At 65.3% G+C, this 15,799-nt stretch carries 13 protein-coding genes; 8 read left to right on the top strand and 5 right to left on the bottom strand.

What is annotated here, in order from left to right:
* Positions 1-512: 512 nt before the first annotated feature.
* From AC5ZG1_RS37915 to mutY, 3 genes are all read right to left on the bottom strand, one after another.
* Positions 513-1,130, bottom strand: coding sequence for a glutathione S-transferase family protein (locus tag AC5ZG1_RS37915; RefSeq protein ID WP_496135951.1), 618 nt, complete (start codon positions 1,128-1,130; stop codon positions 513-515).
* A gap of 77 nt (positions 1,131-1,207) precedes the next feature.
* On the bottom strand, positions 1,208-1,627 hold the full coding sequence (locus AC5ZG1_RS37910) for a PaaI family thioesterase (protein WP_496135950.1): 420 nt from the start codon (positions 1,625-1,627) through the stop codon (positions 1,208-1,210).
* Between the two features lie 61 nt (positions 1,628-1,688).
* Entirely contained in the window at positions 1,689-2,789 is a 1,101-nt protein-coding gene (gene mutY / locus AC5ZG1_RS37905) for an A/G-specific adenine glycosylase (protein ID WP_496135949.1), read from the bottom strand.
* A gap of 129 nt (positions 2,790-2,918) precedes the next feature.
* On the opposite strand from mutY, the gene AC5ZG1_RS37900 reads away from it, so the two are divergent.
* The 8 genes from AC5ZG1_RS37900 to AC5ZG1_RS37865 all read left to right on the top strand — a co-directional run bounded on the left by AC5ZG1_RS37900 (position 2,919) and on the right by AC5ZG1_RS37865 (position 12,607).
* The gene (locus AC5ZG1_RS37900) at positions 2,919-3,398 is read left to right on the top strand and encodes a DUF721 domain-containing protein (protein WP_028167440.1); all 480 of its coding nucleotides are present in this window, start codon (positions 2,919-2,921) and stop codon (positions 3,396-3,398) included.
* A 119-nt stretch (positions 3,399-3,517) separates the two neighbouring features.
* Positions 3,518-4,174, top strand: coding sequence for a DsbA family protein (locus AC5ZG1_RS37895; RefSeq protein WP_130231715.1), 657 nt, complete (start codon positions 3,518-3,520; stop codon positions 4,172-4,174).
* Between the two features lie 202 nt (positions 4,175-4,376).
* Complete coding sequence (gene smc / locus AC5ZG1_RS37890) at positions 4,377-7,838, top strand: chromosome segregation protein SMC (protein WP_496135948.1); 3,462 nt, start codon at positions 4,377-4,379, stop codon at positions 7,836-7,838.
* Between the two features lie 110 nt (positions 7,839-7,948).
* Positions 7,949-8,917, top strand: a complete 969-nt coding sequence (locus AC5ZG1_RS37885) for a small ribosomal subunit Rsm22 family protein (RefSeq protein ID WP_496135952.1) — start codon at positions 7,949-7,951, stop codon at positions 8,915-8,917.
* 110 nt (positions 8,918-9,027) lie between these two features.
* Positions 9,028-9,588, top strand: a complete 561-nt coding sequence (locus AC5ZG1_RS37880) for a LemA family protein (protein WP_028167444.1) — start codon at positions 9,028-9,030, stop codon at positions 9,586-9,588.
* Between the two features lie 149 nt (positions 9,589-9,737).
* Entirely contained in the window at positions 9,738-10,961 is a 1,224-nt protein-coding gene (locus AC5ZG1_RS37875) for a M48 family metallopeptidase (RefSeq protein ID WP_496135947.1), read from the top strand.
* A gap of 167 nt (positions 10,962-11,128) precedes the next feature.
* Entirely contained in the window at positions 11,129-11,878 is a 750-nt protein-coding gene (locus tag AC5ZG1_RS37870) for a P-loop NTPase family protein (protein WP_130228195.1), read from the top strand.
* 60 nt (positions 11,879-11,938) lie between these two features.
* On the top strand, positions 11,939-12,607 hold the full coding sequence (locus tag AC5ZG1_RS37865) for a P-loop NTPase family protein (protein WP_130228194.1): 669 nt from the start codon (positions 11,939-11,941) through the stop codon (positions 12,605-12,607).
* A 135-nt stretch (positions 12,608-12,742) separates the two neighbouring features.
* On the opposite strand, the gene AC5ZG1_RS37860 is transcribed toward AC5ZG1_RS37865, so the two are convergent.
* Both AC5ZG1_RS37860 and AC5ZG1_RS37855 read right to left on the bottom strand, forming a co-directional pair.
* The gene (locus tag AC5ZG1_RS37860) at positions 12,743-13,282 is read right to left on the bottom strand and encodes an adenine phosphoribosyltransferase (RefSeq protein ID WP_028167448.1); all 540 of its coding nucleotides are present in this window, start codon (positions 13,280-13,282) and stop codon (positions 12,743-12,745) included.
* A gap of 117 nt (positions 13,283-13,399) precedes the next feature.
* On the bottom strand, positions 13,400-15,565 hold the full coding sequence (locus tag AC5ZG1_RS37855; RefSeq protein WP_496135946.1) for an anthranilate synthase component I: 2,166 nt from the start codon (positions 15,563-15,565) through the stop codon (positions 13,400-13,402).
* Positions 15,566-15,799: the final 234 nt, after the last annotated feature.

Here is a 15,799-nt window from a genome sequence, read left to right as displayed (position 1 = left end):
TCGCGCAGGGAAAGCCGGAATGCTTCGGTTGAACCTGTGGTCCTACCCCCGTGCTTTTTGTTGCACGGGACCCATGGCTGCAACCGGCACCCGGCTTTCCCTGCGCCCTCTGCCATCGAGGAGGACGGAAAGTAGCGCAAAGCTCGGACGCAACGCGCCGCGAGAACGCGACCTCACATCCTCACTGCTGTTTGACATTTGAATCAGCACTCACCCCCGTCGTCCCGGGCTTGCGCGCCGCGGCGAAGCCCCTTGGCGTAGCCGGGAAGCCGGGACACATAACCGCAGGCCTTTGTATTGTGCTCCGCTGCAACCGCTTGCTCGCCCCACAACAACTCCCTGTGGTTATGGGTCCCCGCCTTCGCGGGGACGACACCGGTGCGAGGTTCACTGGAATCGTAGGATGGGTGGAGCGGAGCGAAACCCATCATTCGCGCGGCTTGCTCCGTCGCGATGGGTTTCGCTGCGCTCTACCCATCCTACGACAAAGCCTCGCCACTCTTACAAACCGCTCACGCCTCCGCGTCCAGCACCTTCTTCACCGCGGGCCGCGCGGCCATGCGGCTTCGGTGATCGACCACTTTCGGCAATGCCGCCAGATCGACGCCGTCGCCCTCCAGCCACTGCGCCATCGTGAAGAGATAGATGTCGCAGATCGTGAAGGCTTCGCCCATTACCCACGGGCCTTTCAGCATGTCGCGTTCGACCAGCGCGAAACTGGCGCCGACCGTTTTCGGGATCATGCGTTTCATGTCGGCAAAGGAGGATTCGTCCGCAGCCCAGCGATAACCGCGCATCTTGTGGGCATGCGCGACATGCAGCGTCGAGCAGAGATAGCTGTTGAACGCCTGCACTTGCGCGAACGCAAAGGCGTCATCGAGCGGCGCCAGTTTCGCCTGCGGAAAACTCTGCGCGATAAAAGCGAGCAGCGCGGGTGTCTCGGTGAGGACGCCATGATGGGTGACCAGCGCCGGCACCCGTCCCTTCGGGTTGACCTTGAGATAGTCCGGGCTGTTCTGCTGGTTGGTCTTGAAGTCGATCCGTTCGATCGTATAGGGCGCGCCGGCCTCTTCAAGCGCGATGTGCGAGGCGAGCGCGCAGGTGCCGGGGGTGTAATAGAGCTTGAGCATGTTTCATCCCTCATTCAGAGGGACACGAAGTTAACGGCGCGCTCTTGCCCCGTCCATCCCCGCGCCGACTGGCTGCCTCAGCGAACGGCCTTTGCCGTCTCCACCAGGCGTGCGCTGGTCGATGCCGTCGCGAGCACGACGCCGTCTTCCGCCAACAGCCTGCCCTCCACGAAGGCGACGGTCTTGCCGAGCTGGGTGACCCTGGCCTCGCCGATGATCGGTCCCAGCTTCGCCGGCGCCAGGAAATTCACCGTCATCGTGATGGTTGCGGTGTAGAGCTTGCCGTCGGTCATGACGAACACCGCCGGGCCCATGGTGTCGTCGAGCATCGCCGACAGCATGCCACCCTGGATAAAGCCGGCCGGGTTGCAGAACTCCGGCTTGCCCTCGAAGCCGATCCGGATCCAGCCTTCGTCCGGGCGCGCATCGAGCAGGTGCCAGCCAAGCAGCTTCGAGCAGGGCGGCGTGGCAAGACGGTCAAGCGCGGTCGCGATCATGGGAGCCTCCGTTGGTGCTCCTCCCTAACGCAAGGCTACTGCCAGCATGCTGTCAGCAACCTCACGTGCCGAGCCCATGCGCGACCACCTTGCGCATCACGTTCGGGAACGCTTCGTCCGCGAGGGTGGCGACCGGCACCCAGCGCATCCCCTCCGGCGCGCGCGTGCGCGGCGGAACGGTTGCGGTATAGACCGCAAGCTCGAGTGGAAAATGCGTGAAGACGTGGGTGACGACGCCGGCCTTGCGGTGCCAGCGCGTCACGCCCTTCAGAGATGGCGCCTGCTCGAGTGCAGCCGCATCGTCCTGCCCGGCCAGCCAGTCGGAGGTCGGCACTTCCGTCATGCCGCCGAGCAGGCCTTTCTCGGGGCGGGTGCGGACCAGGAGCTCATCGCCGCGGAGGACGACAAAGGCCGCGCCCGAGCGCAGCGCGCCACTCTTCTTCGGTGTCTTGCGCGGAATGCTCTCCTGGTCGCCGCGGGCGCGCGCTGCGCAATCGTCGTTGAGCGGGCACAGCGCGCAGGCCGGCTTCTTCGGCGTGCAGATCGAGGAGCCCAGATCCATCAGCGCTTGTGCACTGTCGCCGGCGCGAGAAGGACCGAGCAGCGTGCTCGCCAATTGCTGGATCAGCGGCTTGGCCTGCGGCAACGCCTCCTCGACCGCGAACAGCCGCGATACCACGCGCTCGATATTGCCGTCGACCGGCATGGTGCGGCGGTCGAAGGCGATCGCAGCGATTGCGGCGGCCGTGTACGGCCCGATCCCCGGTAGCGTGCGAAGCCCCTCCTCATCATCGGGAAAGATGCCGCCATGATCGCGCAGCACCGCCACCGCGCAGGCGTGCAGGTTGCGCGCCCGGGAATAGTAGCCGAGCCCGGCCCACATCCGCAGCACATCGTCCAGCGAGGCGCGCGCCAGCGAACCGACATCCGGCCAGCGCGAGACGAATTTCTCGAAGTACGGCCCGACCGCCTTGACCGTCGTCTGCTGCAACATGATCTCCGACAGCCACACCCGGTACGGATCGGCCCGCTCACCGGCAGGCGCGCGCCACGGCAGCCGGCGGCGATGCCGGTCATACCAGGCCAGCAGCAGGGCGGGACGTGCGGCGACCGCGTCAGGCGGTTGTCGTGATTTTGTCGTGGTGGCTGCGCGAGACCTCATGCGATGACTTTAATGTTGGCGCCCGAATCTCTCCACGTCATGCCCGGGCTTGGCCCGGCCATCCACGCCTTTCTTCGTACCGGAATCGGGGTGGTTCCTGGGGTCAATCCCAAAGTGCTATAAGGACCCATGTCAAAACCCGGCCCGATCAGCGCAAAGCCGCTCTCTATCCTGCTCAACGACGTCTTCTCCGACGCCTATGCCAAGCAGGGATTCGCCGCGCGCGAGCTGGTAACGCGGTGGGCGGAGATCGCGGGGACCGAGATCGCGCGGTATTCGGAGCCGATGAAGATGCAATGGCCGCGGCCGGTGGAGGGGCAGCCGCAGGAGCCGGCAACATTGGTGCTCCGGGTCGAGGGGCCGATGGCGCTGGAGATCCAGCATTCCTCCGACCGCATTCTGGAGCGGGTCAACCGCTTCTTCGGCTGGCACGCGGTCGGCCGGCTGGCGCTGCGGCAGGCGCCTCTGTCCCGGCGGGAGCGCCCGGTGCGGCCGCGGCCGCCGGACCCCAAGGCGGTGGCGGCGGTCGAAAAGACCCTGTCCGCCGTGGAGGACGAGGCGCTGCGTGCCGCACTGGCGCGATTGGGGGCCTCGATCAAGCGAAATTGAGACTTTTTTGCGTGGCGGGCCTTGGAGCGCAGCATTGCCACAATCACCATTTCAAGCTAGCGAAAGCTCGCTTTTTTAGACCTCTTTTAGGCGTGCATGCGCCAATCCGGGAGCCGACCTTGATCATCACGCGCCGCGCCTTTACCGCCGCTCTGTCACTGACTGGTCTTGCCGCCCTGATCGGTCTCTCGCCGCTGCGCCTGATTTCGGAGGCGATGGCGCAGACCGCCGCCGATGTCGCCAAGCCGCAATCACTACCGGACATGGCGCTCGGCCCGCAGAACGCCCCGGTGACAATCACTGAATACGCCTCGATGACCTGCCCGCACTGCGCGAACTTCAACGACACGGTATTCCCGAAGATCAAGTCGGAATTCATCGACACCGGCAAGATCCGCTACGTGTTCCGCGAATTCCCGCTCGACATCAAGGCGGCCGCCGGTTCGATGCTGGCGCGCTGCATCGCCAAGGATGACGCGCCAAAATATTTCGCAGTCATCGACCTGTTGTTCCGCCAGCAGAACGACTGGGTGATGAAGAACACCACGGAGACGCTGACGCGAATCGGCAAGCAGGCGGGCCTCAGCCAGCAGCAGGTCGAGGATTGCCTGAAGGACCAGGCGCTGCTCGACAAGATCGCCGCTGACCAGAAATACGCCAACGACGTGCTGAAGGTGAATTCGACCCCGACCTTCTTCATCAACGGCGAGATGCTGAAGGGCGAGACCTCGTTCGATGAATTCAGCAAGCGCATCAATTCATTGTTGAAAAGCTGATTCGTCCACAGCTATTCGCAACATCGGATAAACCAAGCAAAAGCCTTGGGAAAAGCCCGAGGCGGCGGTTGCCGGTGCGCTCCGGCCTCGCCATTGTCGCGGCCACAGCCGCAGCGAGCGGTCCGCCTGCATTACCGACATTGCCTTTCATGGTACTGTCACGGCTGGGAGATTCGCGCCCGGCCAACAGAGATTTGTGTTCATGAAGCTCACGCGCCTACGCCTCCACGGTTTCAAATCGTTCGTTGAACCCACCGACTTCATGATCGAGCCGGGCCTGACCGGCGTGGTCGGACCGAACGGCTGCGGCAAGTCCAACCTGGTGGAAGCGCTGCGGTGGGCGATGGGCGAAACCTCGCACAAGTCACTGCGCGCCGCCGACATGGACGCGGTGATCTTCGCCGGTTCCGGCAATCGCCCGGCGCGCAACCACGCCGAAGTCGTGATGACGATCGACAATTCCGATCGCACGGCGCCGGCCGCGGTCAATGACAGCCAGCTCCTGGAAATCTCCCGCCGCATCGAGCGCGATGCGGGTTCCGCCTATCGCATCAACGGACGTGACGTGCGCGCGCGCGACGTGCAGCTCCTGTTCGCCGATGCCGCGACTGGCGCGCGGTCGCCGGCACTGGTGCACCAAGGCAAGGTCGGCGAGATCATCCAGGCCAAGCCGGAACAGCGCCGCCGCATCCTCGAAGATGCCGCCGGCGTCGCCGGCCTGCATGCCCGCCGCCATGAAGCGGAACTGCGGTTGAAGGCAGCCGAGACCAACCTCACCCGCGTCGAGGACGTGATCGGCCAGCTCACCGGCCAGATGGACGGGCTGAAGAAGCAGGCGCGGCAGGCGATCCGCTACCGCGAGGTCGCCGCGAAGGTCCGCAAGTCCGAGGCGATGCTGTTCCACCTGCGCTGGATCGAGGCTCACGCTGACGTCAACGATGCCGCGCAGACGCATGATCTCGCCGTTCGCGAGGCGGCCGAGCGCACCCGCGAGCAGGCGGAATCCGCGCGCATCCAGGCAATCCGCGCGGCCGAACTGCCGGCGCTGCGCGAGGCGGAAGCCCGCGCCGCCGCAGGCCTGCAGCGGCTCAACAATGCGCGCGAGTTGCTCGATCGCGAGGAGGAGCGTGCCAAGGAACGCGTTTCCGAACTCGACCGGCGCCTGGCGCAGTTCGTTGCCGACATCGCGCGCGAGCAACAACAGACGGCAGACGCCGACGTCGCGCTGCAGCGGCTCGACACCGAGGACGCCGAGCTGAAGGAAGAGATCAAGTCTCGGGTAGAGCAGCGCTCCGGCGTCGACGAGCGCGTCGCGGAAGCGGAAGCCATGCTTGCCGAAACCGAGCGCCGGTTCGCCGAGCTGACCACAGAGCTCGCCGACCTCACTGCCAAGCGCAACCAGCTCGAAGCTGGCGTGCGCACCCATCGCGACCGGCTCGCCCGGCTCGACCATGAGATCGCAAGCGTCCAGGCCGAGCAGGAGCGCCTCGCGCAGGAGACCGGCTCGCTGGGCGACATCGATGTGCTCGCGGCCGCGGTCGAGACCGCGCAGCAGACGCTGGCCGAGGCCGAAGCCACCGTGCAGGCGAGCGAAACCGGTCACGTGGTCGCGCGGCAGACGCTCGAAGCTTCGCGCAGCCCGCTGACCGAAGCAGAGAAGCGCGTGCAGCGGCTCGAGACCGAGGCGCGCACCATCTCCAAGATCCTCAATGGCGAGACCAAGAATCTGTGGCCGCCGATCATCGACGGCATCACGGTCGCCAAGGGTTATGAGAAGGCGATCGGCGCCGCGCTCGGCGACGATCTCGATGCTCCCGTCGATCCCTCGGCACCGATGCGCTGGACCAATGTCCCCGCTAGCGAGGACCCGGCGCTGCCCGAAGGCGTCGATTGCCTTGCCAATCATGTGCAGGCACCGCCGGAACTGGCGCGCCGCCTCGCCCAGATCGGCGTCGTGGCAAAGGAGCGCGGCGCGGAGCTGGTGTCGCAACTGAAGACCGGCCAGCGGCTGGTGTCGCTCGAGGGCGACGTCTGGCGCTGGGACGGTTTTGTCACCGCCGCTCACGCGCCGACCGGCGCGGCGCGGCGCCTCGCCGAGCGTGCCCGCCTCGTCGACATCGAGCATGAACTCGAGCAGGCGCGCAACGAGGTGATCACCAAGCGGCAGGCGCTGGAGAATGCGGAAGCCGAATTGCGCGCCGCCTCCGCCGCCGAGACCGCCGCGCGCGAGGCGGTGCGTGCCGCGCGCCGCGAAGCCGATGCCGCGCGCGAGCGCCATGCCGCAGCCGAGCGCGAGATCAACCGCCACGCCGCGCGCAAATCCGCGCTGACGGAAGCGCACAACCGCCTCGCCGCCGACCGTGCCGAAGCCGAGGCCGCGCACGAGAACGCCGATGCGGCGCTCGCCGAATTGCCGCCGAGCATCGAGGCTGAAAGCCAACTCGGCGCGGTCCGCAGCGAGATCGAGAACCGGCGCCGCGTGGCCGCCCAGGTGCGCGCCGAAGCGCAGGCGCTGGCTCGTGAAGCCGAGCTCGCCGACCGCCGCGTGCAGGCGATCCTCGCCGAGCGCAATGAGTGGCAGAACCGCAAAGCAAGCGGCGCCTCGCAGATCGGAACGATTGAGGCCCGCATCACCGAGCTGACCGCAGAGCGCGAGGAGCTCGTCAATGCGCCGGAGGTGTTTGCGGAGAAGCGCAGCGCGCTGATCAGCGAGATCGAGTACGCCGAGAACGATCGCCGCGGCGCCGCCGACGCGCTCGCCGCTGCCGAGACCGCGATGGCGGAGACCGACCGCACCGCCAAGGCCTCGCTGGAAGCGCTGTCGAGCGCCCGCGAGGCGACCGCCCGCGCCGAGGAGCGGATGGAAGGAACTCGGCGTCGGCTCGCCGATATCGAGCGCGAGGTCCATGACATGCTCGAGGTTGAGCCGCAGGCGTTGGCCAGCCTCGCCGAGATCGAGCCGGGCGCCGAACTGCCGCCGGTCGGCCAGATCGAGGAAGAGCTCGAAAAGATGCGCCGCGACCGCGAACGCCTCGGCGCCGTCAATCTGCGCGCCGAGGAAGAGCTGCGCGAGGTGGAGACCCAGCACACCGGGCTCACCACCGAGCGCGACGACTTGGTCGAAGCGATCAAGCGCCTGCGCCAGGGCATCCAGAGCCTCAATCGCGAAGCACGCGAGCGGCTTCTCACCTCGTTCGAGACCGTCAACAGCCACTTCAAGCGCTTGTTCGTCGAGCTGTTCGGCGGCGGCGAGGCCGCGCTGCACCTGATCGAGAGCGACGATCCGCTCGAGGCCGGTCTCGAGATCATCGCAAAGCCCCCTGGCAAGAAGCCGCAGTCGCTGTCGCTGCTCTCGGGCGGCGAGCAGGCGCTGACCGCGCTGGCGCTGATCTTCGCGGTGTTCCTGACCAACCCTTCGCCGATCTGCGTGCTGGACGAGGTCGACGCGCCGCTCGACGACCACAACGTGGAGCGCTGCTGCAACCTGTTGCACGAGATGACGGCCTCGACCGAGACGCGCTTCATCGTCATCACGCACAACCCGATCACCATGGCGCGCATGAACCGGCTGTTCGGCGTCACCATGGCCGAGCGCGGCGTGTCGCAACTGGTCTCGGTCGACCTCGAAGGCGCAGTCGGCATCCTGGATCAGCACGTGGCGTGAGGTTGCGGCTGTCATTCCGGGGCGGCGCATCGCGCCGAACCCGGAATCTCGAGATTCCGGGTCTGGTCCTGCGGACCATCCCGGAATGACGGAGAACAATGACGGCAACAATGATCTCGCCCGACCTTCCAGCCGAACTGAAAGCGGCACTCGACGCGAGGCTGCAGGGGGTTTCGCGCAATGAGGCAGCAAGTCGCGCCGCCGCGATCTCGCGGACCTACCGCGACGGCGGCGGCTCGGGCACGATCAAATCAGAGACCGATGCGCTCGCCTATGCGCTGGCGCGGATGCCCGCGACCTACGCGGCCGTCGCCGCCAGCCTGAATGCGCTCGTCGAAATCAGGCCGGATTTCGCGCCGACGTCGCTGCTCGATATCGGCGCCGGGCCGGCTACGGCGAGCTGGGCGGCGGCGCAAGCCTTCTCGTCGCTGCAACGCTTCGCCCTGCTCGATGCCAACGCCAGCTTGCGCGCACTGGCGCTTGAGCTCGCCGGCACGCGGCTGCGCGGCGCGCGCTATGAGTTGGGGCCGGCGCGGAAGCTGCTCGCCGACGCCGAACGGGCGGATATTGTCGTCGCAAGCTACATGGTCGGCGAGATCGATGAGACCGAGCGAGCCGCGCTCGCACGCCTGATGTGGGAAAAGGCGGGCGAGGCGCTTGTGATCGTCGAACCCGGCACGCCCGCGGGCTATGCGCGGATCATCGCGCTGCGGGCGGAACTGATCGCGGCCGGCGCACATGTCGCAGCGCCCTGCCCGCACGACGAACAATGCCCGCTTCAGGCGCCAGACTGGTGCCATTTCAGCCAGCGGCTCTCCCGCTCGCGCGCGCACATGCAGGTGAAGGGCGCGGAGGTGCCGTTCGAGGACGAGCGGTTTGCCTATGTCGCGCTGACGCGGACACCCAGCGCGAACCGCCCGTCCCGCGTACTGGCGCAACCCGTCGTCGGCAAAGCGGAAGTGACTGCAAAGCTCTGCACACCGACCGGCCTCTCGTTTGCAAAGATCCCCCGCCGCGCCAAGGCCGACTATGCCCACGCCCGGCGCTGGCGATGGGGCGATGCCGTGCCGAACGCTTGAACTAATTCCCTGCCCGATCCGACCAACACATGCCTGCCGCTGGGGGCAGGTCGACGCGCGCGCCGATTTTCGTCTAGGTTTCGCGGGTTGATCCCATCAGGAGTTTTTTTATGTCGACCGGCTGGATCGTTCTCGGCGTCATCGTCGTCCTCGTGCTGTTTGCGTTTGCCGCCTACAACCGTTTGGTGGCGCTGAGCCAGCGCGTCAACCAGGCCTTTGCCGACATCGACGTCCAGCTCAAGCAGCGCCACGACCTGGTGCCGAACCTGGTCGAGACCGTGAAGGGCTATGCGTCGCACGAGCGCGGCACGCTGGATGATGTGATCAAGGCGCGCAACTCCGCGATCTCAGCGCAGGGACCGGCGCAGGTCTCCGCCGCCGAGAACCAGCTAAGCGGCGCCCTCGGCCGCCTGATCGCGCTGTCGGAAGCCTATCCGGACCTGAAGGCCAACGCCAATTTCCAGCAGCTCGCAAGCGAGCTCTCCGACCTCGAGAACAAGATCGCGGCCAGCCGCCGCTTCTTCAACAACGCGGTCCAGGAATACAACACCGGCATCCAGCAGATGCCGGCCGCTTTGTTCGCCGGGATGTTCGGCTTCACCCGCAAGGATTTCTTCGACCTCGGCGCCAGCCGCGCCGAAGTCGAGACCGCACCGAGCGTGAAGTTCTGAGCGAGATGGCGCTGCATCTTCTCGGTCATTCCGGGATGCGCCGCAAGGCGCAGGCCCGGAATCCATTTCACCGCATCGCCCGCGGCACGATGGATTCCGGGCTCGCGCTTCGCGCGCCCCGGAATGACAGTGGTTAGCGGACGTCCATCATGGCCGCCTACGGTCTCTACACCCATATCGCGTCGAACAAGTTTCGTTCGATGCTTCTGCTCGCCGGGCTGTTCGTCCTGATCTACGTGCTGGTCTATGCCGGCGCGCTGGTCGCGGAGGTCATGATCGACGGCGGCCGCTCAGTCGACGATTACCTGACGCGGGCGCTGCACGACCTGATCTCGGCTTCCCCTTATGCCACGATCGGCGCGGCGCTGTGGATCGTGATCGCGTATTTCTTCCACCAGAACATGATCGACGCCGTCACCGGCGGCGAGAGCGTGACGCGGCAGCAAGAGCCGCGGCTCTATAATCTCCTGGAAAATCTCTGCATCTCCCGTGGCATCCCGATGCCGAAGCTGAAGATCATGAACAGCCCTGCGCTGAACGCCTTCGCGAGCGGGCTGAACCGGCGCCAATATTCCGTCACGGTCACCACGGGGCTGTTGCAGGCGTTGAACGACCAGGAGATCGAGGCCGTGCTCGGCCACGAACTCACCCACATCCGCAACGGCGACGTGCAGTTGATGGTGATCGCGGTCATCATCGCCGGCGCGGTCGGCTTCTTCGGCGAACTGTTCTTCCGGATGTTCACCAACCTGTCCTGGAATTCCAGCGGCGGCTGGTCGTCCTCCTCTTCGTCGTCGTCGTCGTCATCATCCTCCTCCTCATCTTCGTCCGATCGCAAGGGCTCGGGCGGCGGCGCGATCATCGTGATCATCATCGCCATCGTCCTGATCGTGGCGGCGTGGCTGTTGTCGCAGGTCGTCAAGCTGGCGCTGTCGCGATCGCGCGAGTATCTGGCGGATGCCGGGTCGGTGGAACTGACCAAGAACCCCGATGCGATGATCTCGGCCCTGCGCAAGATCGAAAATCGCGGCGAATTGCCGGGTGCGACTTCGGCTGTGATGGAACTATGCGTGGACAATCCGCGGGAGGGCTTCGCCGACCTGTTTGCGACCCATCCCTCGGTACAATCGCGGGTGGACGCATTGGTGAAGTTCGCCGGCGGCCATGATCCCGGGCCGATCGCCCTCCCGGACGATCCCGCAGCTAGTCCCGAAGAAGGTGCACAGGAACCGTCGGCACAAGGCGAACTTCCGCCTCCCGCTCCGCGCGGCCCTTCGCGCGGCCCCTGGGACGACGGAGCCGAGCCGGCCGGCCAGTCGCAGCAACAGCCTGGTCAGGGTCCGCTTCAGGGGCCTTGGGGCCGACATTTTTGATTGTGGCCTAACGCCCTTCAACTCATTAAGAAAATTCCTACCAAACGCGTCACTTGGCATTCAAGGAATTGAATTCTCCCTTGTTTCTGCCATGTTCGCGCCCAAAGCAGGAATGGGGACTTGCCGATCGCGCCCTCGCGGTCGGGGGCGTGTCTTAAGGGATTTCCATGGCAAAGCCAGTCGTGATTGTAGTGGGCGCGGACAAGGGCGGGGTCGGCAAGACGACCGTATCTCGGACGCTTCTGGATTATTTCAACGCGAACAACGTCGGGACTCGGGCCTTCGACACCGAATCGCCGCGGGGAACGCTGAAGCGCTTCCATCCTGAGATCACTGAGATCGTCGACATGACGACGACCGCGGACCAGATGAAGATCTTCGACACGCTTAACGCCGGCTCCATGGTCACCGTGATCGACGTCCGCGCCGGCCTGCTATCGCCGGCGCTGGCCTCGCTCCGCGACATCGGCTTCCTGGATGCGGCCCGGTCCGGCCAGATCACCTTCGCGGTGTTCCATATCCTCGGTCCCTCGATCGCCTCGCTGGACGAGATCGCCGAGACCGCCAATTTCATGAACGGCGCGAAATACTTCCTGGTGAAGAACTTCATCAACGACACCCAGTTCTTCCAGTGGGACCAGTCGACCTACAATTCCTATTTCCACCGCATCAAGGATGCCACCGACCTGACCATCCCGAAGCTGAACGAGATGGCCTATGAGCAGGTCGAGGTCGCTTCCGTCCCGTTCCTCAAATTCGTCGCCAACAAGGGCCCGCACGACGAAGCCGCGAACTATTCGTTCGTGCTCCGCGGCTATGTCCGGCACTGGCTCGCCAATGTCTGGAGCGAGTTCGACCGCATCAAGCTGACCGATCTGGTCGGTGCCAAGTCGGTGACGCGCGGCGGCGAAAAATAGTCGCGCCTCCGGGGGATGCGGGGCTGGATTAGGCAGGAAAATCGCCTGATATAGCAGGCGATGTCAGCTACGCCCGTCTACATCATTTGCTCGCCCCGCCCCCAGGTCGGCAAGACCCTGGTCGCGCGGCTCTTGAGCGAATTTCTGCTGCTGAAGAACGGCGATGTGATGTCCTTCGACATCAACCTGAAGGAGCCGTCGCTGCTCGATTACCTGCCCAGGACCACCGAGACGGCAGATGTCATCGACACCTACGGCAAGATGCAGCTGATGGACCGGCTGATCGTCAATGACGGGCTGGCGAAGGTGATCGACCTCGGCTACCACGCCTTCGACGAATTCTTCAAGATGATCGACGAAATCGGCTTCATGAAGGAAGCGCTGCGCCGCCACGTCGCGCCGGTCATCCTGTTCGTCGCCGATACCGACCGTGCCTCCGCACGCAGCTACGAGATGCTGCGCCAGCAGATCCCGCCGCGGGCGCTGATGACCATTGACAACGAATTCGTGGTGCGCGGCGAACTGCCCGCGGCCATGGGCCAAGGCCGGGTGCTCCGCTTCAGCGCGCTGCCGGTGTTCCTGAAGACCTATATCGACCGGCTGAACTTCTCCTTCACCGGCTATCTCCGGCACGAGAAGGACTCGTCCACCGAGTTGCATCAGTGGATCCGGCGCAATTACACGATCTTCCGCGATCTCGAACTAAGCGTGATGCTGCAGCGGTCGTAGCTTCGTAGCCGTAGGGCTACAGTGCCGTAGGGTGGGCGAAGGCGCACTGGCGCCGTGCCCACCATCCAGCACCGCGCTCGCGATGGTGGGCACGCTTCGCTTTGCCCACCCTACGGCCTCTACGCGAGGGCAGCGTCAATGCCCTTCGAAAGCCATCAGCGTCCGCACCGGGACATCCATCGCGCGCAGCTTGGCGGCGCCGCCGAGTTCGGGCAGGTCGACGATGAAGCAGGCGGCGACGACGTTGGCACCGATCTGGCGCAGGAGCTTAACCGCACCCTCCGCGGTGCCGCCGGTGGCGATGAGATCATCGACCAGGATCACGCGCTCGCCGGGATGCACGGCATCGGCATGCATCTCCATTTCGTCCAGGCCGTACTCCAGCGAATAGGCGATCCGCACTGTGGTGTGCGGCAGCTTGCCCTTCTTGCGGATCGGCACGAAGCCGGCGGAGACCTGGTGCGCCACCGCGCCGCCGAGGATGAAGCCGCGGGCCTCGATGCCGGCGACCTTGTCGATCTTCGAGCCAGCCCATGGATGCACCAATTCATCCACCGCCCGTCGGAACGCGCGGGCGTCCGCAAGCAGCGTGGTGATATCGCGGAACAGGATGCCGGGCTTCGGATAGTCCGGAATGGTACGAACGGCGGCCTTCAGGTCGAGGTCAAATGTCATTGCTGTCTCGCTTTCGTGTCTCCACCGTCATTGCGAGGAGCGATAGCGACGAAGCAATCCATGTCTCCGCAGGTGGAGATATGGATTGCTTCGCTTCGCTCGCAATGACCGGTCCCCTCAATTCGCCTCCGCATCCAGCCGGAACGCGTTTTCCACGATGCGCAGGCCCACCTCGCCGCCGAGCGACATCAGCGATTCCGGATGGAACTGCACGCCGCCGACCGGCAAGGTCTTGTGCTCGATCGCCATCGCGATGCCGTCCTCCGTGGTCGCCGTCACCGACAATACATCAGGCACGCTCTGGCGCTCGACATAAAGCGAATGGTAGCGGCCAATCACGATCTCGTTCGGCAAATTTTGCATTAACCGGCCGCCCCGCACCTGGATGCGCGAGGGGCGGCCATGGGCGGGCTGGCCGAGCTGGCCAAGCTGGCCGCCGAAATATTCGCCGATCGCCTGCACGCCCAGGCACACGCCGAAGATCGGCAGCTTCTTCTCGATCGCGGTGCCGATGGTCTTTCCGATCCCGAAATCCTCCGGCCGCCCCGGACCGGGCGAGAGCACCAGCAGGTCCCAGCTCTTCTGCTTCAGCATCTCCTGGGCATGGATGTGCCGGACCACGGTGACGGCGGCGCCGACCTGGCGGAAATAATCCGCCAGCATATGCACGAAGCTGTCGTCGTGGTCGATCAGAAGCACCTTCTTGCCGGAGCCGGTGGCATCGGGGGCAATGCTGGAGAGCCGCTTCGGCGGATCGCCACGCAACGCCTGGAACAGGGCTGCGGCCTTCACCTGGCATTCGCGGTCTTCGGCCGCCGGGTCCGAATCGAACAGACAGGTGGCGCCGACGCGAACCTCCGCCAGCCCATCCTTCATGCGGATGGTGCGGATGGTGAGCCCGGTATTGATGCTGCCGTCGAAATTCACGCAGCCGATCGCGCCGGCATACCAGCGCCGCGGCGAGCGCTCGTGGTCTTCCACGAACTGCATCGCCCACAATTTCGGCGCGCCGGTCACGGTCACCGCCCAGGCATGGGTGAGGAAGGCATCGAGCGCGTCGAAGCCCGGACGCAGCATGCCCTCGACGTGATCGACCGTATGGAACAGTTTTGAGTAGGTCTCGATCTGGCGGCGCGCCAGCACCTTGATGGTGCCGGGCACGCATATGCGCGCCTTGTCGTTGCGGTCGACATCGGTGCACATGTTGAGCTCGAACTCGTCTTTCTCCGAGTTCAGGAGCTGGCGGATCTGCTCGGCATCGCCGATCGCATCGCTGCCGCGGGCGATTGTGCCCGAGATCGGACAGGTCTCCACGCGCCGGCCGTCGGAGCGGACGAACATTTCCGGCGAAGCCGACACCAGGAATTCGCCCTCGCCCAGATTCATCAGCGCGCCATAGGGCGACGGGTTGATGCGGCACAGCCGCTGAAACACTTCCGCCGGGGAACGCTCGCAGGGCTCGGCGAAGAGCTGGCCGGGCACCGCCTCGAACAGATCGCCGCGGGCGAACGCCGCGCGCGCGACCTCCACGGTCGCCTGATACTCGCCGGGCGCGTGATCCGCAAAACCTTGCCGATCCGTCTTGACGTAACGGCTCTCGGCGGTCTCGCGCGGCAGGCCCTCGGTCGACTTGCCGTTCCAGGCGAAATCGTAAGTCAGCACCACGCCGCGGCCGGTGGCGCGGTCATAGGCGAGCAGCCGATCGGGCACGTACAGCACGATGTCGCGCTGGTCGGCCTCGCGCGGCCGTTTCTGCACGAGGTCCTCGATCTGGAACACGAGGTCGTAGGCGAAGGCGCCGAACAGGCCGAGCAGCGGATCCGCATTGGACGAGAAGGCCGCCATGAGGTCGCGCACCAGCGACATCACGCTGGCGCGCCGGGTGCGCTGGTCTTCTTCGATTGGGGCTTCGCCGCGGATGATATGGCCGGCGAGGCGCGCCGCGCTCTTTTGGGTGATGACGATGCAGGGCTCACGCAGGACGTCGCCGAGGAAGGCGATCAGCACCTCGCCACGCTTGTTCAGCGCTGCTAGCGAGAAGTTCGTGCCTGACGTCTCCAGTGCCAGCGGCGGGTCGGAGAAGCCGAGATCGAAACTCTCGTAGCGCCCGGGCACGGTTGTGCCCGAGGACAGCACGACGCCGCGGCGGCGGTCGAGCAGATCAATGAGGTCATCGAGGCGGCCGGCATTGCCGGTGAACTGTTCGACCACACGGGTGACCGCAAGCCCGCCACTGGTGCGGTACTCGCTTTTCGCCGGCAGGGAGAAGACTGTCCTGTTCATGTGTTCCTCTTACGAGACTTAACGAGGGAGCACCACACAGGACAACCGAAGGGACCGTCGCACTGCGATGGCGACCTTCGACGATATTTTAAATGAAATCGCACCGGCCACCTATGAGGAGGTGGGCCACCAAAGACAGGATGGGCGGGCAACGGTGCTCATAACCCGCTAAACACCACCCGGCGGGAGCGATGTCAAGGGATGGGCACTGCCGGCGGCCTGCTCAAAAACCCA

This window comes from Bradyrhizobium sp. Leo78, assembly GCF_059512425.1.
This window is presented reverse-complemented; position numbering and strand designations above follow the sequence as displayed.

Coding starts and splice junctions, on each gene's coding strand:
- AC5ZG1_RS37915 (WP_496135951.1), bottom strand. CDS start 1,130: ATGCTCAAGCTCTATTACACCCCCGGCACCTGCGCGCTCGCCTCGCAC.
- AC5ZG1_RS37910 (WP_496135950.1), bottom strand. CDS start 1,627: ATGATCGCGACCGCGCTTGACCGTCTTGCCACGCCGCCCTGCTCGAAG.
- mutY (WP_496135949.1), bottom strand. CDS start 2,789: ATGAGGTCTCGCGCAGCCACCACGACAAAATCACGACAACCGCCTGAC.
- AC5ZG1_RS37900 (WP_028167440.1), top strand. CDS start 2,919: ATGTCAAAACCCGGCCCGATCAGCGCAAAGCCGCTCTCTATCCTGCTC.
- smc (WP_496135948.1), top strand. CDS start 4,377: ATGAAGCTCACGCGCCTACGCCTCCACGGTTTCAAATCGTTCGTTGAA.
- AC5ZG1_RS37885 (WP_496135952.1), top strand. CDS start 7,949: ATGATCTCGCCCGACCTTCCAGCCGAACTGAAAGCGGCACTCGACGCG.
- AC5ZG1_RS37880 (WP_028167444.1), top strand. CDS start 9,028: ATGTCGACCGGCTGGATCGTTCTCGGCGTCATCGTCGTCCTCGTGCTG.
- AC5ZG1_RS37875 (WP_496135947.1), top strand. CDS start 9,738: ATGGCCGCCTACGGTCTCTACACCCATATCGCGTCGAACAAGTTTCGT.
- AC5ZG1_RS37870 (WP_130228195.1), top strand. CDS start 11,129: ATGGCAAAGCCAGTCGTGATTGTAGTGGGCGCGGACAAGGGCGGGGTC.
- AC5ZG1_RS37865 (WP_130228194.1), top strand. CDS start 11,939: ATGTCAGCTACGCCCGTCTACATCATTTGCTCGCCCCGCCCCCAGGTC.
- AC5ZG1_RS37860 (WP_028167448.1), bottom strand. CDS start 13,282: ATGACATTTGACCTCGACCTGAAGGCCGCCGTTCGTACCATTCCGGAC.
- AC5ZG1_RS37855 (WP_496135946.1), bottom strand. CDS start 15,565: ATGAACAGGACAGTCTTCTCCCTGCCGGCGAAAAGCGAGTACCGCACC.